The sequence below is a fragment of the uncultured Parasphingopyxis sp. genome, from assembly GCF_937129435.1.
Lineage (GTDB): Bacteria > Pseudomonadota > Alphaproteobacteria > Sphingomonadales > Sphingomonadaceae > Parasphingopyxis.
Map to the genome: position 1 here is coordinate 1 of NZ_CAKZNF010000004.1, position 21555 is coordinate 21555.

General features: G+C 63.8%; 21 protein-coding genes, 1 tRNA gene and 2 pseudogenes. 14 read left to right on the forward strand and 10 right to left on the reverse strand.

Features of this window, described 5'->3' with window-relative positions:
• A pseudogene (locus Q0139_RS00590) lies at positions 1-2864 on the forward strand (hypothetical protein); the annotation flags it as partial.
• Between the two features lie 18 nt (positions 2865-2882).
• Here the strand turns inward: Q0139_RS00590 and Q0139_RS00595 are convergent.
• The 3 genes from Q0139_RS00595 to Q0139_RS00605 all read right to left on the reverse strand — a co-directional run bounded on the left by Q0139_RS00595 (position 2883) and on the right by Q0139_RS00605 (position 5051).
• A tRNA-Leu gene (locus tag Q0139_RS00595) sits at positions 2883-2967 on the reverse strand.
• Between the two features lie 69 nt (positions 2968-3036).
• Complete coding sequence (locus Q0139_RS00600) at positions 3037-3513, reverse strand: DUF805 domain-containing protein (RefSeq protein WP_298016195.1); 477 nt, start codon at positions 3511-3513, stop codon at positions 3037-3039.
• 29 nt (positions 3514-3542) lie between these two features.
• Positions 3543-5051, reverse strand: coding sequence for a YifB family Mg chelatase-like AAA ATPase (locus Q0139_RS00605; protein WP_298015940.1), 1509 nt, complete (start codon positions 5049-5051; stop codon positions 3543-3545).
• Positions 5052-5166: 115 nt separating this feature from the next.
• Here Q0139_RS00605 and Q0139_RS00610 point away from each other — a divergent pair, with 115 nt between their 5' ends.
• The 7 genes and pseudogenes from Q0139_RS00610 (at position 5167) to Q0139_RS00640 (ending at position 9321) form a co-directional block, all read left to right on the forward strand.
• Complete coding sequence (locus tag Q0139_RS00610; protein WP_298015942.1) at positions 5167-5481, forward strand: hypothetical protein; 315 nt, start codon at positions 5167-5169, stop codon at positions 5479-5481.
• A 91-nt stretch (positions 5482-5572) separates the two neighbouring features.
• On the forward strand, positions 5573-5707 hold the full coding sequence (gene rpmH / locus Q0139_RS00615; protein WP_298016197.1) for a 50S ribosomal protein L34: 135 nt from the start codon (positions 5573-5575) through the stop codon (positions 5705-5707).
• An 11-nt stretch (positions 5708-5718) separates the two neighbouring features.
• Positions 5719-6039 (forward strand): annotated as a pseudogene (gene rnpA / locus Q0139_RS00620) (ribonuclease P protein component); the annotation flags it as partial.
• Positions 6036-6248 (forward strand): membrane protein insertion efficiency factor YidD, encoded by a 213-nt coding sequence (gene yidD, locus Q0139_RS00625; RefSeq protein ID WP_298016199.1) that lies wholly within the window; start codon positions 6036-6038, stop codon positions 6246-6248. The pseudogene rnpA and the gene yidD, both read left to right, overlap by 4 nt.
• Before the next feature lie 26 nt (positions 6249-6274).
• Positions 6275-7996, forward strand: coding sequence for a membrane protein insertase YidC (gene yidC, locus Q0139_RS00630; protein WP_298015944.1), 1722 nt, complete (start codon positions 6275-6277; stop codon positions 7994-7996).
• The gene (yihA, locus tag Q0139_RS00635; protein WP_298015946.1) at positions 7993-8628 is read left to right on the forward strand and encodes a ribosome biogenesis GTP-binding protein YihA/YsxC; all 636 of its coding nucleotides are present in this window, start codon (positions 7993-7995) and stop codon (positions 8626-8628) included. The genes yidC and yihA overlap by 4 nt, the downstream gene beginning before the upstream one ends.
• Before the next feature lie 33 nt (positions 8629-8661).
• A complete protein-coding gene (locus Q0139_RS00640; protein WP_298015948.1) occupies positions 8662-9321 on the forward strand; it encodes a glutathione S-transferase family protein in 660 nt (219 codons plus the stop codon).
• On the opposite strand, the gene Q0139_RS00645 is transcribed toward Q0139_RS00640, so the two are convergent.
• The gene (locus Q0139_RS00645) at positions 9318-9779 is read right to left on the reverse strand and encodes a cupin domain-containing protein (protein ID WP_298015950.1); all 462 of its coding nucleotides are present in this window, start codon (positions 9777-9779) and stop codon (positions 9318-9320) included. The genes Q0139_RS00640 and Q0139_RS00645 overlap by 4 nt on opposite strands.
• Before the next feature lie 47 nt (positions 9780-9826).
• Between Q0139_RS00645 and dapE the strand changes: the two genes are divergently transcribed.
• Positions 9827-10957, forward strand: a complete 1131-nt coding sequence (dapE, locus tag Q0139_RS00650) for a succinyl-diaminopimelate desuccinylase (protein ID WP_298015952.1) — start codon at positions 9827-9829, stop codon at positions 10955-10957.
• A gap of 2 nt (positions 10958-10959) precedes the next feature.
• A complete protein-coding gene (locus Q0139_RS00655) occupies positions 10960-11826 on the forward strand; it encodes a hypothetical protein (protein ID WP_298015954.1) in 867 nt (288 codons plus the stop codon).
• Positions 11827-11832: 6 nt separating this feature from the next.
• Here Q0139_RS00655 and Q0139_RS00660 read toward each other — a convergent pair whose 3' ends face one another.
• The 5 genes from Q0139_RS00660 to Q0139_RS00680 form a co-directional block, all read right to left on the reverse strand.
• Entirely contained in the window at positions 11833-12633 is an 801-nt protein-coding gene (locus Q0139_RS00660; RefSeq protein WP_298015956.1) for a zinc transporter, read from the reverse strand.
• Positions 12545-13069, reverse strand: coding sequence for a Smr/MutS family protein (locus Q0139_RS00665; RefSeq protein ID WP_298015958.1), 525 nt, complete (start codon positions 13067-13069; stop codon positions 12545-12547). The genes Q0139_RS00660 and Q0139_RS00665 overlap by 89 nt, the downstream gene beginning before the upstream one ends.
• The gene (locus Q0139_RS00670; RefSeq protein WP_298015960.1) at positions 13056-14297 is read right to left on the reverse strand and encodes an MltA domain-containing protein; all 1242 of its coding nucleotides are present in this window, start codon (positions 14295-14297) and stop codon (positions 13056-13058) included. The genes Q0139_RS00665 and Q0139_RS00670 overlap by 14 nt, the downstream gene beginning before the upstream one ends.
• A 215-nt stretch (positions 14298-14512) precedes the next feature.
• A complete protein-coding gene (locus Q0139_RS00675; protein WP_298015962.1) occupies positions 14513-15175 on the reverse strand; it encodes a Tim44/TimA family putative adaptor protein in 663 nt (220 codons plus the stop codon).
• An 88-nt stretch (positions 15176-15263) separates the two neighbouring features.
• The gene (locus tag Q0139_RS00680; protein WP_298015964.1) at positions 15264-16685 is read right to left on the reverse strand and encodes a serine hydrolase; all 1422 of its coding nucleotides are present in this window, start codon (positions 16683-16685) and stop codon (positions 15264-15266) included.
• A 130-nt stretch (positions 16686-16815) separates the two neighbouring features.
• Here Q0139_RS00680 and secB point away from each other — a divergent pair, with 130 nt between their 5' ends.
• From secB to Q0139_RS00700, 4 genes are all read left to right on the forward strand, one after another.
• Entirely contained in the window at positions 16816-17328 is a 513-nt protein-coding gene (gene secB, locus Q0139_RS00685; RefSeq protein WP_298015966.1) for a protein-export chaperone SecB, read from the forward strand.
• A gap of 33 nt (positions 17329-17361) precedes the next feature.
• Positions 17362-18933 (forward strand): murein biosynthesis integral membrane protein MurJ, encoded by a 1572-nt coding sequence (gene murJ / locus Q0139_RS00690; protein ID WP_298015968.1) that lies wholly within the window; start codon positions 17362-17364, stop codon positions 18931-18933.
• Positions 18933-19931, forward strand: coding sequence for a tryptophan--tRNA ligase (gene trpS / locus Q0139_RS00695; protein ID WP_298015970.1), 999 nt, complete (start codon positions 18933-18935; stop codon positions 19929-19931). The genes murJ and trpS overlap by 1 nt, the downstream gene beginning before the upstream one ends.
• 118 nt (positions 19932-20049) lie before the next feature.
• Positions 20050-20721: a DUF4136 domain-containing protein gene (locus tag Q0139_RS00700; protein WP_298015972.1), complete on the forward strand. Its 672-nt coding sequence runs from the start codon at positions 20050-20052 to the stop codon at positions 20719-20721.
• A gap of 76 nt (positions 20722-20797) precedes the next feature.
• Here Q0139_RS00700 and Q0139_RS00705 read toward each other — a convergent pair whose 3' ends face one another.
• Positions 20798-21538 (reverse strand): hypothetical protein, encoded by a 741-nt coding sequence (locus Q0139_RS00705; protein WP_298015974.1) that lies wholly within the window; start codon positions 21536-21538, stop codon positions 20798-20800.
• Positions 21539-21555: the final 17 nt, after the last annotated feature.

Genomic DNA, 21555 nt, shown 5'->3' on the forward strand with positions numbered 1-21555 from the left:
TCACGCGCCCGGTCGTCGCCGTGCGGTTGACCGACCGCGACGGCAATCCCGTTCACCACGGCCTGACCGGCGATTTTGCCGTCCCCTCTCCCTATTTCCCGGCCGTCGAGGCAGACGCGCAGCAGGCGCGGCAACTCGCCGGGCTGGAGCGGGCAGTGCCCGTCTGGCGGGTCGAGGGCGATGAAGGTATCGCCTATATCGAACTTGAACCGACGATGTTCAGCGGCTCGCTCTCGGTCGCCTTCCCGTTTCGCGACGGCGAGGTCCAGCGCAACCAGGTGATCGACCTCTGGCTCGATCCCGGCGACCGGCCGTGGACCGTCGTCGGTGTTGCGGCTGGCACGATCGGCTTCAACACGCTCAGTTCCTCGATCGAAGAATTCGGCGACGAGCAGGACGATTTCGATGTCGACGGCCGCATCGCACTGTACGCACGCGGACGCATCTCAGGCCAGTGGCTGATGACCATGGCCTATGACAGCGACAGCGATCGCGACGAGAGCCGTTTCCGGGGCGTGATCGATCCTACGCGCTACTACACCGTCTATGCCGACCGCTCCGAGCGCCGCTTCGACGCTGCGAGCGTTCGCCGTCTCTATCTGCGTCTCGAACGGCCGCAATTTTACGCGATGTTCGGCGACTATGAGACCAACATCAACGAGCCGCAGCTCGCGCGCTACAATCGCAGCCTGAACGGCCTGCGCGCGGAATATCGCAACGACCGCATCTCCGCCATCGCCTTCGCTGCCGATACGCCGCACCGCTTCGGCCGGGTCGAGATTCAGGGCAATGGCCTTACCGGGCCCTACACAATCGGATCGAGCCAAATCCTCGCCAACAGCGAGCGCGTCACGATCGAGGTGCGCGACCGCTTCCGTTCGAACGTGATCGTCTCGACGCAGACGCTGGTCCGGCACATCGACTATGACATCGATTATTTCGCCGGCACGCTGCGCTTCCGCGAGCCGATCCTGAGCCGCGACGCCGATCTCAATCCGCGCTTCATTGTCGTGGAATATGAGGTCGACGGCATCGCCGAGCGGGCGATCCAGGCGGGCGGACGCTTCACCTGGAACACGGCCGACGATCGCCTGCAGATCGGTGCGACCGTCATCCGCGACGACGACACGCAGCGCGAGACAATAGTCGGCGGCGTCGACATCCGCTGGCGTCCCGACGACGCCACCGAAGTCCGCGCCGAATTCGCGGCCAGCGACAGCAGCGTCGATACGCCCGCTGCCGGTAGCGGTAGCGCAGAGGGTTTCGCGACCGCCTGGCTTGTCGAAGCCGAGCATCATTCGAGCGATATCGATATTCTCGCCTATGCGCGCGAGCAGGAGGCCGGTTTCGGCGTCGGCCAGCTCAACGGTGCGGAAAGCGGTACGCGCAAATTCGGCTTTGACGGCCGGGTCCGCCTCGGCGGTCCGCTCTCGCTCGCCGCCAGCGGTTGGCATGAGAACTATCTCACCAGCGATGCGCGGCGGATCGCGGGCCGGGCGCTGCTCGAATATCGCGGCGAGCGCACCGATGGCCGCCTCGGCCTGATCTACGCCAACGACCGGCTCACCGACGGCACGCAGCGCGATTCGACGCTGCTCCAGCTCGGCGCGACGCAGCGGTTGTTCGGCAACCGGCTCGAACTGGACGGCCAGACCGAATTCGCACTCGACAGCGCCGAGAGCGTCGACTTCCCGGCGCGCCATGCGATCACGGCACGCTTCCGCGCGACCGAATGGGCGACATTGATCGGCACCTATGAGATTGCCGATGGCGAGGATTTCGACGTCAGCACCTTCCGCGCAGGTTTCGAACTCGCGCCCTGGGCCGGTGCGCGCATTTCGATGACCGGCAACCAGCAGGACATCGCCGAATATGGCCCGCGCACCTTCGCCGCCTATGGCTTCGCCCAGTCGCTAGTGCTCGACGAACACTGGTCGCTCGATATCTCGCTCGACGGCAATGAGACACTCTCGGGCGGCATCGACTCGCAGACGATCCTCGAACCGCAGCAGCCCGTGGCAAGCGGCGGCTTCATCGGCAGCGGATCGACACTTACCGAGGATTTCATCGCCGCTACCTTGGGCGCGACCTATCGCAACGGGCCGTGGAGCATCGTGGGCCGGGCGGAAGTGCGCGACGGCGAGCGCGAGGACCGGCGCGGCGTGACCCTTTCCGCGCTTCGCCAGATCGGCGAAGGCAGCGCGCTGGGTGGCGCCTTCTCCTGGCTGCGCGCGGATCAGGAGGGCGGCGCGGCGACCGAAGTCACCTCGCTCGAACTGTCCTGGGCGCACCGCCCGGCGAACAGCGACTGGAGCTGGCTCAACAAGCTCGAAGTGCGCGACGACCGCGTCACCAACGCCATCGCTGGACAGCCCGGCCCGATCGGCAGCGCGCCCTTGCTGCTGACCGGCGACGCGCACTCACAGCGCATCGTCAACAGCCTGTCGATCAACTGGTCGCCGACGACCATGCGGAGCAGCCTGCTGGGCGGCGACACCTTCCTCGACCGCAGCGAAGTCTCGCTCTTCCTCGGCACGCGCTACGTTTCCGAACGCTTCGGCGCCGACGATATCGAAGGCTGGAGCAACATCGTCGCCGGCGATATCCGCTTCGACCTGTCTGAGACCTTCGATGTCGGCGTCGCCGGTGCGATCCGCGAGAGCAGCGGCGGGCGCGCCTGGCACTGGTCGGCGGGACCGACCATCGGCATCAGCCCGGCGGAAAACACCTGGATTACCGTGGGTTACAATGTGGTCGGCTTCGAGGATCGCGATTTCGAGGAAGCGCGCTACACTCGCAGCGGCCCCTTCATCACCTTCCGCTTCCGCTTCGACCAGCAGACCTTCCGCGATCTGGGGCTGTAAAAGTCGGTTTGGAAGGGCTGGTACCTCTGGCCGGAGTCGAACCGGCACTCCCGAAGGAACTCGATTTTGAGTCGAGCGCGTCTACCAATTCCGCCACAGAGGCCCGGGATCGGGATCGGCTCATTAGCGTCGCAAGGTGCCATTCGCAATGGATCTACGAAACAGTGCGCATTTACGCATCGATATGCCGAGGATTTGCTCCAAATCGGTTGGGGCCGTCCGTCCCTTCAGAAACCATGAAAATGAGCAGGGCGAGGTATGATACCATCGAAACGACCCATAAGACTGCGATTGATGGCCTAATGCCGGTTGCGCCGGCGGCGATCAGGAATATCGGCAATGCCAGTAGCGACGCCCACCAACCGGAACGATCAACGTCGTGCAAGCGACGCACGGTGACGGCTATGTTCGGAACAATTAGCGAAACACTCACAATCCAATTGATTGCATGCGCGACTGCTAGGTGACCGGACAATTGCCATATGATGGTCGGATCGTAATTCGGGAATCCATATCCCTCACCGCCGATTGCGAGGATGACGCCGCCGATGGCAATGGCAACCAACAGCTGAAACAGACCGAACATGAAGAATTCGGTACGACGTGATCGCCCGGAAAACTCGGCGTATCGCTCAAGTGGAAGGATCATCCAGTTCACAGGTCAAACAGCTCCAGCAATTAATTGCGCGGCGGCTGGCGACGATAGCTGAGCGCTTCGGCGACATGCACCCTGCCCACCCCCTCGCTTCCGGCAAGATCGGCGATCGTTCGGGCGACACGCAGGACGCGGGAATAACCGCGAGCGGTAAGCCGCATCGCCTCGGCAGCCTGGGCGAGCAGGTTGCGGCCCGGCTCGTCGGGTGTCGCCACCGAATCAAGAAGATCGCCGTCGGCCTCGCAATTGGTCCGCACATCGTGATCGGCATAGCGCGCCAACTGGATCTCGCGCGCCGCCGCGACGCGCGCGGCGACCTCGGCCGAACCTTCGGCGGGCGGTGGGAGCGTCAGGTCGCTCGCCGATACCGCCTCGACATCGACATGGAGGTCGATCCGGTCGAGCAGCGGCCTGGAAATCTTCGCCTGATAATCGGCCGCGCATTTCGGCGCGCGCGAGCAGGCAAGAGCGGCATCGCCCAGATGGCCGCAGCGGCACGGGTTCATCGCCGCGACGAGCTGTACGCGCGCGGGGAAGGTGACGTGCGCATTGGCGCGGGCGACGGAGACGGTCCCGGTCTCGAGCGGCTGGCGTAGGCTGTCGAGAACCTGCCGCTGAAATTCGGGCAGTTCATCCAGAAACAACACGCCCAGATGCGCGAGGCTGACCTCCCCCGGCCTCACCTTGAGCCCGCCGCCGACGAGCGCCGCCATCGAAGCCGAATGGTGTGGCGCGCGATAGGGCCGGTTGCGGACCAGCCGGCCGGCATCGAGCGATCCGGCCACGCTCGCGACCATGGACACCTCCAGCGCCTCGCCGGAGGTCAGCTCAGGGAGAATTCCCGGAAGGCACGAGGCCATGAGCGACTTGCCCGAACCCGGCGGCCCGGACATCAGCATATTGTGCCCGCCCGCCGCCGCGATCTCCAGCGCGCGCTTGGCCGTTTCCTGCCCCTTCACCTGTTTGAGGTCCGGCCCGGCGACCGGCGGCTCGATCTCGCCGCGCTCGGGCGGCGCCAAGGTCGTGCTGCCCTTGAAGTGATTGAGCAACGCCAGAAGATCGGGCGCGGCGAGCACATCGACATTGCCGGCCCAGGCCGCTTCGGCGCCCTGCTCGTACGGGCAGATCAGCCCCAGATCGCGCGACGAGGCGTGCAACGCGGCGAGAAGCACGCCCGGCGATCCCGTCACCCGGCCGTCGAGCCCCAATTCGCCGACGACGAGATATTCCGACAGCGTCTCGGCATCGATCACCCCCATCGCGCCAAGCAGCCCCAGCGCAATCGGCAGGTCGTAATGCGACCCTTCCTTGGGAAGGTCGGCCGGCGACAGGTTCACCGTGATCCGCTTGGGCGGCAGCGCGAGGCCGATGGCCGACATCGCTGCCCGCACCCGCTCCCGGCTTTCGGCCACCGCCTTGTCGGGCAGGCCGACGACGACAAAGGCGGGCACGCCGGGCGCGACCTGCACCTGTACCTCGACCGCGCGTGCTTCCAGCCCCAGATAGGCCGCCGTCGCGACATGGGCGACCATATCGCCTCCCTTAGATATTCCCCGTTTGTTCTCTCATGCCCCAGACGACAAGCGGAGTCGAGAGCGGTGTCGTACATCACCGATCAACCTGTTCATTCGTATAGAACAATGCAGAATGAGCGATATGGCCAGAAACGGTATCTTCAAGGCGCGGGACAAGCGCGGCGGCGTGCGCCTCGTGCTGACGCTTACGGGTGCCTTTCTGATCGTCATCTCGCCGCTCGTTGGAGCGATCCCCGGTCCTGGCGGAATTTTCGTCTTCGCTGCAGGCCTGGCGCTGATGCTGAAGAATTCGATCTGGGCGAAAAAGCTCTATGCGCGGCTTAAGCGGCGCTACCCCAAGCGCGGCGAATGGGTCGACTGGAGTCTGAGGCGGCGAAGCGCATTGCGCCGCGCACGCAAGTCGAAAGCGGGGCGCCGCGACGATTGACTTTGCGGCACCTTTCGCCTAATTGCGCGCTCAACCGAAGGCCGCCCGCAAGGCGCGGCCCTTTTTGTTTCAGAATTTGAGGATATGAGCGATGAAGCGCACCTTCCAGCCGAGCAATCTCGTGCGCAAGCGGCGTCACGGTTTCCGCAGCCGGATGGCGACGGCGGCAGGCCGCAAGATCCTGCGCGCGCGCCGGGCCCGCGGCCGCAAGAAGCTGTCCGCCTAGAAACGCTCCGCAAGCGGCGCGATTTCCTCGCGGCCAATCGCGGCAAGCGCGCGGCGATGCCCGGCTTCGTCCTGCTGGTGCATGATCGCAACGATGGCGACGAGACGATTCGCCTCGGCATTACGGTCACCAAGAAAATCGGCAACGCGGTCGTCCGCAACCGGATGAAGCGCCGTTTCCGTGCTTTGGGCCGTGAATTGCTTCCCGTTTTCGGGAAAGCCGGCGCCGACCATATCCTGATCGGCCGTGCAGGCGGTATCGAACGCGATTTCGGCAGCCTGCGGGACGAGCTTGCCAAGGCGCTTCGCAAGATCGGCGGAGCGAAAAGCTGATGCGCTGGCTGCTGATCGGCATCGCCAAATTGTGGCAATGGGGGCCTTCGGCCATCCTGCCGCCAAGCTGCCGCTATACCCCGTCATGTTCGGCCTATGCGATACAGGCCTGGAAGCGCTATGGAGCATTCAAAGGCAGCTGGCTTGCGGTGAAGCGCATCGCGCGCTGCCATCCCTGGGGCGGATCGGGCCACGATCCGCTTCCCTGACCGAGAAGAGCATTTAAGGAGTTCCGGTGGAAAATTCGCGCAACATGATCCTGGCGATCGTGCTTTCGGTGGTCGTGCTGATCGGATGGGGCTTTATCGCGGAGCGGATCGCGCCGACCGCCAATGAACCCTCGACCGAATTCGTCGACGGCGAGCAGGTGCCGGTCGAGCAGCCCGAATCGAACGTCGTCCCCGATACGCCCGTTGAACGCCGCGAACTCGCCGAGGTTTTGAGCGACTCGCAGGGCGATCGGATCGTCATCGAGTCGCCGCGTATCGAAGGATCGATGAACCTGCGCGGCGCCCGGTTCGACGACCTTGTGCTCACCGACTATCGCGTGACGATCGATCCCGACTCCCCTGCCCAGCGCCTGCTTGCACCGGCGGGGGTCGAGGGATCGAACTTTGCCGAATTCGGCTGGGCCGGAGGCGATATCGAAACGCCGGGCCGCGACGCGCTCTGGCAGGCCGATGCCGAACGGATCACCCCGGGAGAGCCGGTCACTTTGCGTTGGCGCAACGGCACGGGCCAGCTCTTCGCCATCGTCATCGAACTCGACGAGAACTACCGCTTCCAGGTTTCGCAGCGGGTTTCCAATTTCGGCGACGCGCCGGTCAGCACGCAATCCTATGCGCTGATCCAGAGGACCGGCGAGTCCCCCGATCCCGACAACTGGCTGATCCACACCGGCCCCACCTATTATTCCGCTGGCGATCTCGACCATATCAATTTCGGCGATGTGCGCGAGGAAGGCACGAACGGGAACCGCTTCGCACTGACCAATGGCTGGCTCGGCTTCAACGACAAATACTGGCTGACCGCGCTGTTCCCGCAAAGCGGATCGGCCGACGCCGCGTTCCAGCCGCTATCGGGCGATCGCTACCAGGCCGTCTATTCGAACACCGCGCAGGTCGTGCAGCCCGGCCGGGCGATCACGACTCGTGCCGATTTCTTCGCCGGCGCGAAGGAAGTCACGTTGCTCGAAGCCTATGACGAGGATGACGGCTTGACGCAGATCGACCTGTCGGTCGACTGGGGCTGGTTCTATTTCTTCGAGCTGCCGCTCTTCTACGTCCTCCACTGGCTGTTCATGACGATCGGCAATTTCGGTGTCGCGATCATCTGCCTCACCATCATCGTGCGCGGCCTGATGTTCCCGATCGCGCAGAAGCAGTTCAAGTCCTTCGCCGCGATGCGCGCCATCCAGCCGAAGATGAAGGAGCTGCAGGAGCGTCACAAGGACGACAAGCAGAAGATGCAGCAGGAGGTGCTCGCCCTTTACCAGAAGGAAAAAGTGAACCCGCTTGCCGGCTGCCTGCCGATGTTCCTGCAGATACCGATCTTCTACGCGCTCTACAAAGTGCTGATGCTTTCGGTCGAGATGCGGCACGAGCCGTTCGCGCTGTGGCTCAAGGACCTGTCGGCGCCCGATCCGCTGACGCCGGTCAACCTGTTCGGCTTCCTCGATTTCACGCCGCCGACCTATCTCGCCATCGGTATCCTGCCGATCCTGCTCGGTGTTACCATGTGGCTGCAGTTCAAGCTGAACCCGGCGCAGATGGACCCGACGCAGCAGAAAATCTTCGGCATCATGCCCTGGGTGTTCATGGTCATCATGGCGCCCTTCGCGGCGGGGCTGCAGCTCTACTGGACGACGTCGAACATCCTGACGATCGCCCAGCAGAAATGGCTCTACAGCCGCGATCCGCGATTGAAGGAACAGGCCAAGGCGGTGGCGGCGGAGTGACCGATCAAACGGAGATCGAGGAACTGTCGCGCCGGACCTTTTCCGGCCCGATTGATTTCCTGAAATCGGCGCCGACGCTGGAATTCATTCCCGACGCCGACCTGCCCGAGGTCGCGTTCGCTGGCCGGTCCAATGTCGGCAAGTCGACGCTGATCAACGCGCTGACCAACCGCAAGAACCTGGCCCGCGCATCGAACACGCCGGGGCGGACGCAGGAGCTCAATTTCTTCACCGTCGGCGATCCGCCCGAGTTCCGGCTCGTCGACATGCCCGGCTATGGCTTCGCAAAGGCGCCGCCCAAGGTGGCGGAGAACTGGAAGCGCTTGATCTTCGATTTCCTCCGCGGCCGGCCGAACCTTAAACGCGTGCTGCTGCTCATCGATTCGCGGCGCGGACTGAAACCCGCCGATATCGAGCTGATGAAAATGCTCGATGAGGCGGCCGTCAGCTACAAGGTCGTGCTGACCAAGGCGGACAAGCTCAAGAAGACGGCGCTCGAGGCAACGGCCGGCCGGATCGGGGGCCAGATCAAGACGCACGCGGCTGCGCACCCCGATATCCTCGCGACGTCATCCGAAAAGGGAATGGGCGTCGAAGAGTTGCGTCGCGCCGTGATCGAGGCGATTGGTTAGCCGGGGCGCGAGATACGGGAAACGGAGAGCGGGTTGAAACTGATCATCGGAAACAAGGCCTATTCGTCCTGGTCGATGCGCGGCTGGCTCGCGTGCAAGCAATCCGGCCTGCCTTTCGAGGAGGTCACGGTGCCGATGTTCGGCGAGGAATGGGAGCAGCGTCGCGAAGGCAATGAATTCGCCGCCTCCTCGGGCAAAGTGCCGATGCTGTGGGACGGCGACACCGTAGTCTGGGACAGCCTCGCCATCGTCGACTGGCTCGCCGACAAGGTGGGCCGCGACCGCTTCTGGCCGAAGGACGAGGGCGCGCGCGGGATGGCGCGATCGATGGCGGCCGAGATGCATTCGAGCTTTCCTAACCTGCGCCGCGAAATGCCGGTCAACGTCCGGAAGATCTTTCCGCCGAAAGAACTGTCCGAAGAGACGATCTCGGAAATCGCGCGCATCCTGGAAATCTGGGCGCAGGCGCGAGCCCGCTATGGCGGCGAAAACCCGTTCCTTTTCGGCGATTTCACCGCCGCCGACATCATGTATGCGCCCGTCTGCACGCGCTTCGTGACATGGTCGGTCAAGCTGCCGCCGTTCGCGCAGGCCTATGTCCAGGCGATTCTCTCGCATAGCTGGATGCAGGACTGGATCGATGCAGCGCAGGACGAACCCTGGATTATCGAGAAATACGAGAAGGCGACCTAGTCTCGCTTGTAATCGAATTCGGTTCCGTCCTTGCGGACGAAGCCCCGGCCATTTTCGAGGTGCATGTCGATATCGGGATAGTGGCAATCGCTTGCCGCGGAACGGCCGACCGCGATGAAGAAGCAGCTTTCCTCGCTCTCGTTGATCAGGACATGGCCATTGCCATCGCCTTTCGGAAAGGCGGCGACATCGCCCGGTTTCATCGGGGTGCGGCCATTGTCGTCGACGAGCACGGCCTCCCCCGACAGCATCACCACGATCTCGTCTTCCTCTTCGTGCCAATGCCGCTGCGAAGACCAGGCGCCGGGTTTCAATTCGACATAGCTGGCGCCGAAATCGTCGAGGCCGGCAGCCGGAGCGAGGCGCCGATACCATCGACCGGCCACCTTGCCGGCATATTCGGGCGGGTAGCCGGTGGCGTTGGTTTGCGGAATAGCGTCGAGATCGAGCTTGGGCATCGCGGTCGTCCTAGGCAGAGTGCAATTGCGACGATAGACCGCGCGATATGACAACCGCAATCGATCCCGTTCACTTTGCCGCCCGGCTGATCGGCTGCCCGAGCGTGACGCCCGAAGAAGGCGGCGCGCAGGCGTTGCTCGGCGAAACGCTGGAGAGGCTTGGCTTCGAGGTTTCCCGAACGATGGACGGCGAGCCGCCGGACGGACCGGTCCCGAATCTGCTCGCGACACGCGGCAGCGGGGGCACACATTTTGCCTTTGCCGGACACACCGACGTCGTACCGCCGGGCAAGGGCTGGTCGTCCGATCCCTTCGTGGCCGAAATACGCGGCGACCTGCTCTACGGGCGCGGCGCGGTGGATATGAAGGGCGCCATCGCGGCGTTCGTCGCCGCCGTCGCGCGCATCCCGGAAGACGCCGGGAAGATCAGCTTGATCATCACCGGCGACGAGGAAGGGCCAGCCATTCACGGCACGCGCGCGTTGATGCAGCATATGGCGGCGCGCGATATCCGTCCCGACATGATCCTTGTCGGCGAACCGACGTCGCAGGACCGGCTCGGCGACACGGTCAAGATCGGCCGGCGCGGTTCGGTCAACATGTTCATCGACGTCATCGGGCGGCAGAGCCACGTCGCCTATCCGCATGAGGGCGACAATCCGCTGACCCGGCTGGTGCGGATCAGCGAGCGGTTGAACGCGCTCCATCTCGACGACGGCAATGACTGGTTCCAGCCCAGCAACCTCGAAATCACGACGATCGACACCGGCAACACCGCGCACAACGTCATTCCCGGCGAAGCGCATATGCGACTCTCGATCCGGTTCAACACCACGCATAGCGGCGCGGAACTCGGCGAACGTGTGGCCACGATCGTCGAGGAGGAGGCGCCCGATTCGCGGTTCGGGGCGAAGATTTCCGGTGAGGCTTTCCTGACAGAACCGGGCCCGCTTTCGGATCTCGTCGGTGCGGCGATCGAAGAGGTGACGGGGCTGACCCCTGCTCTCTCCACGGGCGGCGGGACGTCCGATGCGCGCTTCCTTCATGTCCTTTGCCCGATCCTCGAATTCGGACTGCGCAACGCGACGATGCACAAGCTCGACGAGGCGGCGGAAATCGCCGACATTCAGAAGCTGACCGACATTTACGAAGCGATCCTGCGACGGGCACTCGGCTGACAATGCGCGCCGCCTATCTCGGTTGCCGCGAGACGATCGGCACCGATCGCCGCCGCACAGATGCCTTCGAGCACGATCAGATGATGGAGGCGCTGTCGTCCGCCTTCGCCGCCAAGAGTGATACGATCGAGGCGGTGCGCTGGGACAACTCAGCAGTCGATTGGGCCGACTATGACGCCGTCCTGATCGGGTCGTGCTGGGACTATCAGGACAGGCTGGAGGAATTCCTCGGAACGCTGCACGCGATCGAGGCGCAAACGATGCTTTCCAATTCGGCGGCCCTGGTGACCTGGAATTGCCGCAAGACATATTTGCGCGCCCTGGAATCGCAGGGCGTCCCCATCGTGCCGACACTTTGGATCGACGCACCGGCCAGCGATTGGATCGGTGGGGTGTTCGAGGCGCTCGGAACCGACCGAATCGTCGTCAAACGCCAGATCGGGGCCAATGCCGAAGGGCAGTTTCTGCTCCATCGCGGCGATACACCGCCGAGCGTCGATGCCACTGTCATGGTGCAGCCCTTTATCGAATCGATCGCGATCGAGGGCGAAATCAGCTTCGTCCTGATCGATGGCGCGGTTTCGCATACACTCGTCAAGCGGCCGGCAAGCGGCGATTATCGCGTGCAATCTTCCTATGGCGGTATGGAGACTACACTGGATCCGAGCCCGGCCGATCTGGCCTCGGCGAAAGCGGTGGCGGCCAAAATTCCCGGCGAGTGGCTTTACGCGCGCGTGGACATGGTCCGCGGTCGTTACGGTCAGCTCATGCTGATGGAGTTGGAGTTGATCGAACCGTTTCTCTATCCGCTTCAAGGTGACAGGCTCGGCGATCTCATCCACGCCGCGCTGACGCGCCGGCTCGGCTGAATCTCGTTATCCGCCGATGGATGCCAATGCATAGGCAAGCACGAGGCCCAGGACCGTCGCCAGTCCCGAAAGATGATGATCCTCCTGAAAAGCCTTCGGGAACACCTCGGTCGCTAGCGAAGCAACCACGGCGCCTGCCGCAAAGCAGCGTGTGATCGCCAGCAATTCGTCCGACGCGCCTTCAAGCGCTACATTGCCGATAATCGCGGCAGCAGAGAGCAATGCCGCCGCACCGGCCCACAACGCCATCACCTTGCCCTTGGAACGATTGTTTTCGCCCATTTCCTTTGCACCGCCCGCCGCTTCGGGGAGGTTGGAAAGGAAGATCGACCCAGCCAACGCCGCAACCTCCGGCGCACCGGCCCCGATCAAGGCCACGCCCAGCGCAAGATTTTCCGGCACCCCGTCGAGCGTGATCGCTGCCAGCAACCCGCCGCCACCGTCGGAGCCCCATTTTTCGTCGACCAGATAATCGAGCCCGGTGAAAACGAGCGCGCCGGCGAAAACCGACGCCATCGCAAGGCTGAGCGAGGACGTCTGCACCGACGGTTCGATGAGTTCGACGATCAGCGAATAGATCAGTGCGCCGCCTGCCAGCGCGATCAGGAAGCCCTCCCAGACCTTGGGCAACCGGCCGTAAAGTCCCCAAGCCGCACCCAGCAGCAATGCGCCCGATACGACGCAAACGACGACCAGCGTCATCAGCATCGCAGCGCCCTCACCGCCTTCGCCGCAAGACGATATAGAGCGCACCGCGCCCACCATGGCGAGGATGGGCATCGCGCACGGCGGCGATATGATCGGCATGGCGCGAGCTTTCGAGCCAGGCGCCGACGGCGCCGCGAATCTTGCCGCGCGTGGCGGGCATGTCCTTTGGCGGCTTGCCGGTGATGAGCAATATGACGCGCGCATCGCCCGCAATCGCGCGGTCTAGTCCGCGATCGAGAACATCCCAGGCCGCATCGAGACTGTGACCGTGGAGATCGATCGTTCGGTCGGGTTCGACCGCCCCGCGCTTGATCCGTCGGTCCCAACCGCCGTCCAACGTGTCGCCGAGTCCGCGCACGGCCTTTCGATCCGGCTGTGGCGCGACATAATCGATGTCGCGCAGTCTTTGCCGGCTACGCGGATCGTCACCGCGTGCCTTGCCGCCACGATCGAGCGGCGCGATCGTCTCGGCCACCTTGTTCCACAGTGCGGCTTCCTCGCCGCTCAGGCCCTTTTTGCGATCAGTTTCCTTCACGAGCTAACCGCTCGGCTGCGGGTAGCGGGATCAGGATCAGCGCCCTGCCCCGGCTCGCCATGCCGCCCGCAATATCGTGCGCCGCTTCGCCCGCGCCCCAAAAGGTGTCGAAACGATTGGCGCCGGTGATCGCCCCCCCCCTGTCCTGCGCCACCCAGAGCCCGTCGGCGATATCGTGATCGAGATCGAGGAAGACCGGCGCACCGCGCGGAACGTAATTGAGATCCGCCGCGACGGTCGCGCGCGGCGTGACATAGGTGGCGAGCGCCCCGAAGGGCGCCGGGGCATCGGATGGGGTAAAGAAGATGTAGCGCGGATTCTCGTTCATGATCGCCCGCCCCTCGACCGGATTGGCGCGCAGCCAGTCCTGAATGCCCTGCGATGTCGTCTGTCCCTCGCCGAGCAGCCCGCGGTCGCGCATCAGCCGGCCGATGCTGACATAGTCGAAGCCGTTATTGTCGGCATAGGAGAGCCGCGCCAGCGACCCGTCTGGCAGGCGCAGCAGGCCGCTGCCCTGCACATGATAGAAGAAGAGCGACACCGGATCGCGCGCCCAGGCGAGTTCCAGCCCCCGCCCCGCCAACACGCCGCGATCGATCTCGGCGCGCGTATAATAGGGAAGCTCCTCGCCATCGACGACGCGATAGTGCGATAGCAAAGACGACGCGTTGCGCGGCAATTCGCGGGTCATCATGTCGCCGGGCACGCCGTAGATCGGCCAATCGTAACCGGGGCGACGGTCGAACGACGCTTCGATCTCGGGCTCGTAATAGCCGGTCGCGAAGGCGTTGCCGTCTCCAATCTCGATGGTGCGGAAATGGCTGCGGAAGAAGGCGATCGGATCGCCGTCACGATTGCCACCCGCCGCCGCGCAGGCAGGCACCCAGTCGGCGGGGATGGTCAAACCGGTCCGGTCCTCGCGATTGATCGCCTGGGTGCAGGAGATGAGGAAGGCGTGGAAGGCGCGGCGCGCGCTCATCATGTCGACCGGCAACGTGGCTACTGGCGGGCCGAAGCGAAAGCCGAGGCCACGCGCATTTTCGCCCGCCGCAACGCGGTTCGCCAGATGCGGCAGCGGGTTGCGCTCGAAGCGGTAGCTTGGCGATGACAGCGGCGGCAGAGATGCGTCGGGAACGCCCGCCGTGACGGGGGGACGCCGCAGCGGTGGGGCGGGTTGCGGCGACAGGACCGGATCGCGAGCGGACGGGGCGGCGGCGGGCTCACGCATCCATTCGGGCGCGGAAGAAGGTGGCTGGGATGTATTGGCGGGCGCCGGATCGGCACTTTGCGAAGGTGGTGGCGACGCAGGGAAAGGAACAGGCTGCGGGCGGGCGGTTTGCTGCGGCCGCTGGGCCGGGGCACGTTCGGCGGCGGGAGGAATGATCCCGCCACAGGCCGCCACATTGAGGGAAATCAGGAGTGCTGCGGCACCCCGCAGCAATGTCACGCCGCCTCTTCGGTTTCGACCAGCAGCCAGTTCGGATCGGCGTCGCGAATGTTGCGCGCAAAGGTCCAGGTGTCGTGCGTTTCGACGGCATCGGTCAGCGAGCCGGCGACGACATTGCCGTCGCTGTCGCGCGTCACGCCCGACACATCGGCATCGAAGCGCACGGTGACGCGCGCCATATGCCCGTCAAGCTCGGCCGCTTCGATCACGGTGTGCTCGATCCGCGCCAGCTCATATTGCATCTCATGGCCGTCGGCCTTGCGCTGTTCGATCGCGCCGATGAACGCCTCGCGCACATCGTCGCCCACCAGATAGCGCAGCTCTTCCTCCTCGCCCCTCCAAAACGCTTCGAGGATCATGCGATAGGCCGATTGTGCGCCCAGAATGAAGCCGTTGGGATCGAAATCGCGATCGGCGGCGGCAATCCGGCGGATCCCGCTATCGGCCATGGGCGATACGATGCTCTCGCCGGCCTCGTCATCGCTCGCCGGGCTATCGGGGACGGGATCGGGAACCGGCTTCAGCTCCGGCCGGCGATCGACCGGGCGCGGCGCCATTTCCTGCTCATGCCCCGTCCGCTCGCCGAGAACGGAAAACAGGCGCAGGCCGACGAAAAGCGCGACCATGGCGAGCAGAATGATTTCGACGTAACCGCCCACGGGGGCCTCCAGATGCAGAACTTTCAGACCGGATACATAAGCATGTTCAGGTCAAGGTTCAAATGGCTTTAATGCGGCGGTGCGGCGATCAGTTGCGAAACGCGGCCAGCACGTCGCGGGAAAAGGCGGCGATGTCGAAACCTTGGCCATCGCCGACAGCATCGAAACCCCGCCGGACGATGACGACATTCCGCTCCGGCACGATCACGACATATTGGCCGCGATTGCCCATCATCGCATAGGTGCCGTCCGGCAAACCCTGCTCCGATCCGAACAGCCAGAATTGTGCGCCATAGCCGACGCCGTCCGGTCGTTGGGGCTGCGAGGGCGCGGGCGTCGCGACATAATCGGTCCAGCCTTCCGGCAGCAGCCGCTCGCCGTTCCACATGCCGTCGTTGAGATAAAGCAGGCCCAGGCGGCCAAGATCGCGCGCCGTCGTCCAGACTTGCGAGGACATGATGAAATTGCCCTGCCAGTCCGTCTCCGCCGTCGTCCGCGTCATCCCGATCCGCCAGAACAATTCGCGATAGGGAAAGGCAAGCGCGGTCTCGTCGAAGCCGATCCGGCGCCGCAAATCATACATGGCGATCAGCGTATCGTTATTGGCATAGCGCCAGCGCGTTCCGGGCATCGCATCGAGCGGCAGCGAGGGGATGGAGTCGGTTACGGCCATGCCGCCGAAATAGATATCATCGGTACGGTTCCCCGCCGTCGGACCCCACAGGCCGCTGCTCATATGCATGAGGTCATGCCCGGTGATGGCGGCGCGCGGATCGCCGTCGGTCATGAACTGCGGCACCATAACCGTGTTGTCGAGCGAGGTGATCCCTTCCTCTACCGCGCGTCCGATGACGCTCGCCGCAATGCTCTTGGCGACCGACCAGGTGCGCTGCGGCGTGTGCATGTCGTATCCGTCGCGATATTGCTCGATCACGATCTCGATATTGCTGATGACGAGCACCGCCGTCGTTTCCGTGCCATCGCCATAGGTTTCACGATCGAAGGCGCGATCGACGACATCGATCATCGCGCTCTGGGCCGGACGAGGCAGTTTGCGCACGGCCGCTGCATCGCCGAACGGCCATTCGAGCGCGTCGGTTTCCGCCATATCCGGCGCGTCTTCCGGAAAGGGAAAGGCCGGAATGGCGGACACGTCTTCCGGATCGGCCCCGATCGGCAATTGCGTGCAGCCAAGGTGTGGCCGCCACTGCGCCATCCGCGGCGGCATCGTTTCCGACCAGGACACAGAAACGCGATGATTCTCGCGATCGATCGCCACAGGCAGATCGTCGATCAGGGGACGGTAGCCCGGATAGATGCGCGACAGGTCGTCGGCGGCAATCTGTTCGGGCGTCTGGCCGGCGTTGAAGATGCCGCTGCACAGAAAGGCGGCCTTGTATCCCGCCGCAAGCGCCAGTTCGTGCGGGCCGGCGCGATCGCCTTGCGCCGCCAGCGGCGACGCTGCGAACAGCACGGCAAAGTACAGGAAAAATCGCGAAATCCGCGTCATTCCTGCACGATGGCCTCAACAGGCCGGGGGTGCAAGTCCATTGCCCTGTGGCAACGCGCCTGCTAGCGCGCACGCCGAGTTCGTCCCATTCGGGACATTCCGGTATCACCGATTTCAAGAGGTTTCGATCATGGCCGATGAACAGGCCCCCAATCCCGCCGACATGCAGGCGGGCAATCAGCCCCAGGCGAGCATTTTGGCGCAATATGTGAAGGACCTGTCGTTCGAGAATCCGAACGCGCCGGCCGTCTACGAACAGCGCGAACAGCCGCAAATCGACGTCCAGTTCAACATAGCCAACAACCCTGCGGGAGACGATCTGCACGAAGTCGTGCTCAAGATCGATGTGGCGGCCAAGGTCCAGGATCGCGCTGCTTTTCAGGTCGAACTGGCCTATGCCGGATTGTTCCGTCTGCGCAACATTCCCGAGCAGCAGCTCCAGCCCTTCCTGCTCGTCGACGCGCCGACGATCCTGTTCCCCTTCGCTCGCCGCATCCTTGCCGATGCCGTGCGCGACGGAAACTTCCCCGCCCTGATGCTCGAACCGATCGACTTTGCCTCACTCTACATGCAGCAGCAGGCGCAGATGCAGCAGGGCAATGGCGACGGCAATGTCGACCTGCCGCCGACCGGCAACGCGTAAAGCCGTGCACGGTCGGATACTGAACCGGCTCTCATGAACCTCTACCGGGCGACCGGCACGATCGGCGGGCTGACGCTCGTCAGCCGGATCGCCGGTTTCGCGCGCGAGATGATTTTCGCGCGCGTGCTCGGGGCCAATGCCGTCACGGACGCCTTTTTCCAAGCGTTCATTCTGCCAAACGTCTTTCGCCGCCTGTTCGCCGAGGGCGCTTTTTCGGCCGCCTTCGTGCCGATGTTCTCGCGCCGCCTGAATGGCGAAGGCGGGCTCGAATCAGCGCGCAGCTTCAGCACCGACGTGCTCTCGGTCTTTCTGCCGATCCTGATCGTCGTCGCGGTGCTGTTCGAGCTGGCGATGCCCGGCGTCATCTGGCTACTGTCGGACAAGGACGTAGCGCCCGATCAGTTCGACCTCGCGACCGATCTCGCACGCATCACCTTCCCCTATATCGTACTCATCAGCTTGACGACGCTGTTCACGGGAATGCTCAATTCGGTGTCGCGCTTCGCACCCGGGGCGAGCTTCCCGATCATACTCAACATCATGCTGATCGGCGCGCTGCTCTTCGGCGAGCGCTGGATCGATGCGGGCGCGACCATCGAAGAGGTCGCCTATCTGCTCAGCTGGACGGTCGCCGCCGCGGGTCTCGTGCAACTGGGGTGGGTGATTTACTGGGTCCGCGTCGAAGGCTTCTCGCTGAAAATCCGCAAGCCAGTTCTGACACCCGAGGTGAAGCGGCTCGGCATCATCGCCCTGCCCGCAGCGATCGGCGGCGGCGCTTATCAGATCAACACGCTGCTCCAGCTGTATTTCCTGAACCAGCTCGAAGGCAGCATGATCTCCTACATGAATTATGCCGACCGGCTGAACCAGTTGCCGCTCGGCATCATCGGTATCGCGCTCGGCACGGCAATCCTCCCTGCCCTCTCCAAGCATATCGGCGGCGGCGAGAAGGAAAGTGCGGACCGGGTGCAATCGAACGCGATCGAGCTGGCGATGCTGCTGACCATCCCGGCGGCGGTCGCGCTCGCGATCTGCGGATCGGCTTTCGTCACGATGATCTTCCAGGGCGGCCGGTTCGAGGCGGAGGACGCCGCCATCGTGGGCAATGTCGTCGTGGCGCTGGTTTGCGGCCTTCCCGCTTATGTCCTCGTGAAAGTGCTCGTGCCAGGCTTCTACGCCCGATCGGACACGAAGACACCGCTCTACGCCGCGCTCGGCTCGCTCGCCTTCTTCATCATCTTCAACATCGCCTTCCTGCAGCGGTTCGGGGTCGTCGGCGTGGCGGCGGCGAGCGCCATCGGTGCCTGGCTCAACGTCGCCATCCTCTACGCCATCCTCGTAGCTCGCGACTATTATTCCATGCCGGCGGTGTTGGTCGGCAGGCTCGCGCGTCAGCTGCTGGCGGCAGCGGCGATGGGCGCCGCCCTCTGGTTCCTCGCCGACCTGCTGACGGAATATTACGATGCCGGCATTTTCGCGCGGCTTTTCGCCCTGTTGGGGCTTTCGGTCGCCGGTGCCATCGTCTATTTCGGGGTCGGCTATGCGGTCGGCGCCATCGATCGCGACAAGCTGGCCCTCCTCTTCAAGCGAAAGGCACAGAGCTGATGCGAGTCGTCTCCGGCATTCAGCCGACAGGGAATCTTCATCTCGGCAATTATCTCGGGGCCATCGTGAACTGGGTGAAGATGCAGGACGAAGGCGAATGCCTGTTCTTCCTCGCCGACCTGCACGCCATCTCCATGCCGATCGATCCGGCCGAGCTTTCGGCCGGCACGCGCGAGATGACGGCGGCACTGATCGCCAGCGGTATCGATCCGGACAAGGCACTCCTGTTCAACCAGGCGCGCGTCCCCGCCCATGCCGAGCTGCAATGGCTGCTGAACGGCACCGCACGGATGGGTTGGCTCAACCGGATGACGCAGTTCAAGGACAAATCCGGCAAGAACCGCGAAGGCGCCTCGATCGCACTCTTCGCCTACCCGGTGCTCCAGGCGGCCGATGTGCTGCTCTACAATGCAACGCATGTACCGGTCGGCGAAGACCAGAAACAGCATCTCGAACTCGCGCGCGACATCGCGGAAAAATTCAACACCGATACCGGCACCGAGACCTTCGTCCTCCCCGAACCCTATATCGGCGAGACGGCGGCGCGGATCATGAGCCTGCGCGACGGTAGCGCGAAGATGAGCAAATCCGACCCGTCCGACATGAGCCGGATCAACCTGTCCGACGATGCCGACGCGATCGCCAAGAAGATCCGCAAGGCCCGCACCGATCCCGAGCCGCTGCCAGAGACGATGGACGGACTGGCCGAGCGGCCCGAAGCGCGGAACCTCGTGGCGATCTACGCTGCGCTGGCGGAAACGTCGCAACAGGCGGTGCTCGACGAATTCGCCGGCAAGGGTTTCGGCGATTTCAAGCCGGCGCTGGCCGACCTGACCGTATCGGTCCTCGCACCGGTCAATGAACGGTTTGTCGCGCTCAAGAACGACACGAGCGCGCTCGATGCGATCCTGACGCGCGGCGCGGAAAAGGCGGCGGCAGTAGGCGCCCCGATCCTCGCCGATGCCTATCGTGCGCTGGGGCTGCTCAGCGGACGCTAGCCGCCGCGGCGAACGAGACAACTGTTCCCGCTTCGTTCAAATCCCGTTCAGCCCGCCATGGTAAAATGGCCAACATACTGCTATTATTACCAAAATTTCCGCACGGGAGTCGCGTAAAATGTCCTTTGTCCGCAAGATATTACCCATAGCCGCACCATTGGCGCTGCTGACGGCGGCGGCCTGTACAACCCCCTTCCGCGCCGACGTCGCACGCTTCCAGCAGATGCCCGCGCCGCAGGGCCAGAGCTTCTACATCCAGGCCGCGGACGAAACGAAGGCCGGCGGCCTCGAATTCGCGACCTATGCCGATCTCGTCGCACAGGAGCTCGCCGCCTATGGCTATACGCCCGCCGCGAGCGCGCAGGATGCGACGCTCGTCGTGTCGATGGATTACGATGTCGACGAGGGCCGCGACCGCGTCGTGACCCGGCCGGGATTCGGCTATAGCCGCTTCGGTTTCGGCCGCAGCTTCCATAGCCCGTTTTACGGCCCCTATTATCGCCGCGCCTGGCACTCGCCCTATTATTACGGCTGGTACGACCCGTTCTTCGACAGCGGTTTCGGCTATACCGATGTAAGCAGCTACACGCTCTATACGAGCGAGCTTGACCTCGACATCCGCCGCGCCGCGGATGGCGAACCGGTGTTCGACGGCCGCGCCCGTGCCCGCTCGCGCAGCGACAATTTGACCGAGCTGGTCCCGAACCTCGTCGAAGCGATGTTTACCGGCTTTCCCGGCAATTCGGGCGAAGAGGTCAGGATCACCGTGATGCCCGACGAAGAGAGCTGATTGTCAGGCCTGAATGAAAGAGGGCGCCGCTCGCACGTCGAGCCGGCGCCCTTTTTTAGATTCGATCAGCGGCTGCTCAGACAGCTTCCGGAACGGTCTCGTCGGCCCAGTCCTCAAGGCCCTCTTCCTTGAGGAAGGTGAGCGCCTCATCGGGGTTCGTGAACCGGTCGATCACCGAATCGCTGTTGCGCTTCTTGGTGATGCGTTCGAGCGGAGTCGTTTCGAGCCCCAGAAAATCAAGAATGCGGTCCATTCCGGCATCCGTGCGCGCCTCGGTATAGGTGATTCGCAAGCACCGCTCGCCCGCGGCGGCGATTTGCGGTTCCCAGGAATCGAGCATCCTTTGCCGCCGCTTGATATGCAATCGAAACTCCTCGGCGTCGAAGGGCATCTGTTTCGGCGGCTCTTCTCCCGCGGGTGTCTCGTTCTTGGCCCGGGCGATGATGTTCGAGGAAAAAGTCGCGAGCATATTGGGACGGGTCAGAACGATCTTCGCGATCGAATCGTCGGCAAGGACCGTTTCGACAATGCTGCGATCGTTGCTCAGGTGGTGCTTGAACCCGATGCACGGCGCAACGTCGAGATTGAAGAGACGGTCCATCAACTCACGGTGATGGTTGAGCCGAAAATCCAGATCGTTCCATTGCTCGCCCAGCCCCTCCGTCAACGGCGCATGGCCGCGGCCGGCGCCATCCCACCCCTTGCGGCTGAAAATGGCGCCGATGAAATAGGCCTGAGGATGCTTAAAGAGTGCGCGGGTGATCATCGTCGATCCGGTGCGCGGCGCCGACAGCAGGCACGCCTTTTTCTCAATCATATTCGGTGGTCGCTCCA

Excerpts from the sequence above, each read along its gene's own strand:
- Q0139_RS00610 (WP_298015942.1), top strand. The coding sequence starts at position 5,167 with ATGAGCGATATGGCCAGAAACGGTATCTTCAAGGCGCGGGACAAGCGC.
- Q0139_RS00605 (WP_298015940.1), bottom strand. The coding sequence starts at position 5,051 with ATGGTCGCCCATGTCGCGACGGCGGCCTATCTGGGGCTGGAAGCACGC.
- murJ (WP_298015968.1), top strand. The coding sequence starts at position 17,362 with ATGAACCTCTACCGGGCGACCGGCACGATCGGCGGGCTGACGCTCGTC.
- trpS (WP_298015970.1), top strand. The coding sequence starts at position 18,933 with ATGCGAGTCGTCTCCGGCATTCAGCCGACAGGGAATCTTCATCTCGGC.
- Q0139_RS00645 (WP_298015950.1), bottom strand. The coding sequence starts at position 9,779 with ATGCCCAAGCTCGATCTCGACGCTATTCCGCAAACCAACGCCACCGGC.
- secB (WP_298015966.1), top strand. The coding sequence starts at position 16,816 with ATGGCCGATGAACAGGCCCCCAATCCCGCCGACATGCAGGCGGGCAAT.
- Q0139_RS00705 (WP_298015974.1), bottom strand. The coding sequence starts at position 21,538 with ATGATTGAGAAAAAGGCGTGCCTGCTGTCGGCGCCGCGCACCGGATCG.
- Q0139_RS00700 (WP_298015972.1), top strand. The coding sequence starts at position 20,050 with ATGTCCTTTGTCCGCAAGATATTACCCATAGCCGCACCATTGGCGCTG.
- Q0139_RS00680 (WP_298015964.1), bottom strand. The coding sequence starts at position 16,685 with ATGACGCGGATTTCGCGATTTTTCCTGTACTTTGCCGTGCTGTTCGCA.
- rpmH (WP_298016197.1), top strand. The coding sequence starts at position 5,573 with ATGAAGCGCACCTTCCAGCCGAGCAATCTCGTGCGCAAGCGGCGTCAC.
- Q0139_RS00655 (WP_298015954.1), top strand. The coding sequence starts at position 10,960 with ATGCGCGCCGCCTATCTCGGTTGCCGCGAGACGATCGGCACCGATCGC.
- Q0139_RS00660 (WP_298015956.1), bottom strand. The coding sequence starts at position 12,633 with ATGCCGATCATATCGCCGCCGTGCGCGATGCCCATCCTCGCCATGGTG.
- dapE (WP_298015952.1), top strand. The coding sequence starts at position 9,827 with ATGACAACCGCAATCGATCCCGTTCACTTTGCCGCCCGGCTGATCGGC.
- Q0139_RS00670 (WP_298015960.1), bottom strand. The coding sequence starts at position 14,297 with ATGCGTGAGCCCGCCGCCGCCCCGTCCGCTCGCGATCCGGTCCTGTCG.
- Q0139_RS00600 (WP_298016195.1), bottom strand. The coding sequence starts at position 3,513 with ATGATCCTTCCACTTGAGCGATACGCCGAGTTTTCCGGGCGATCACGT.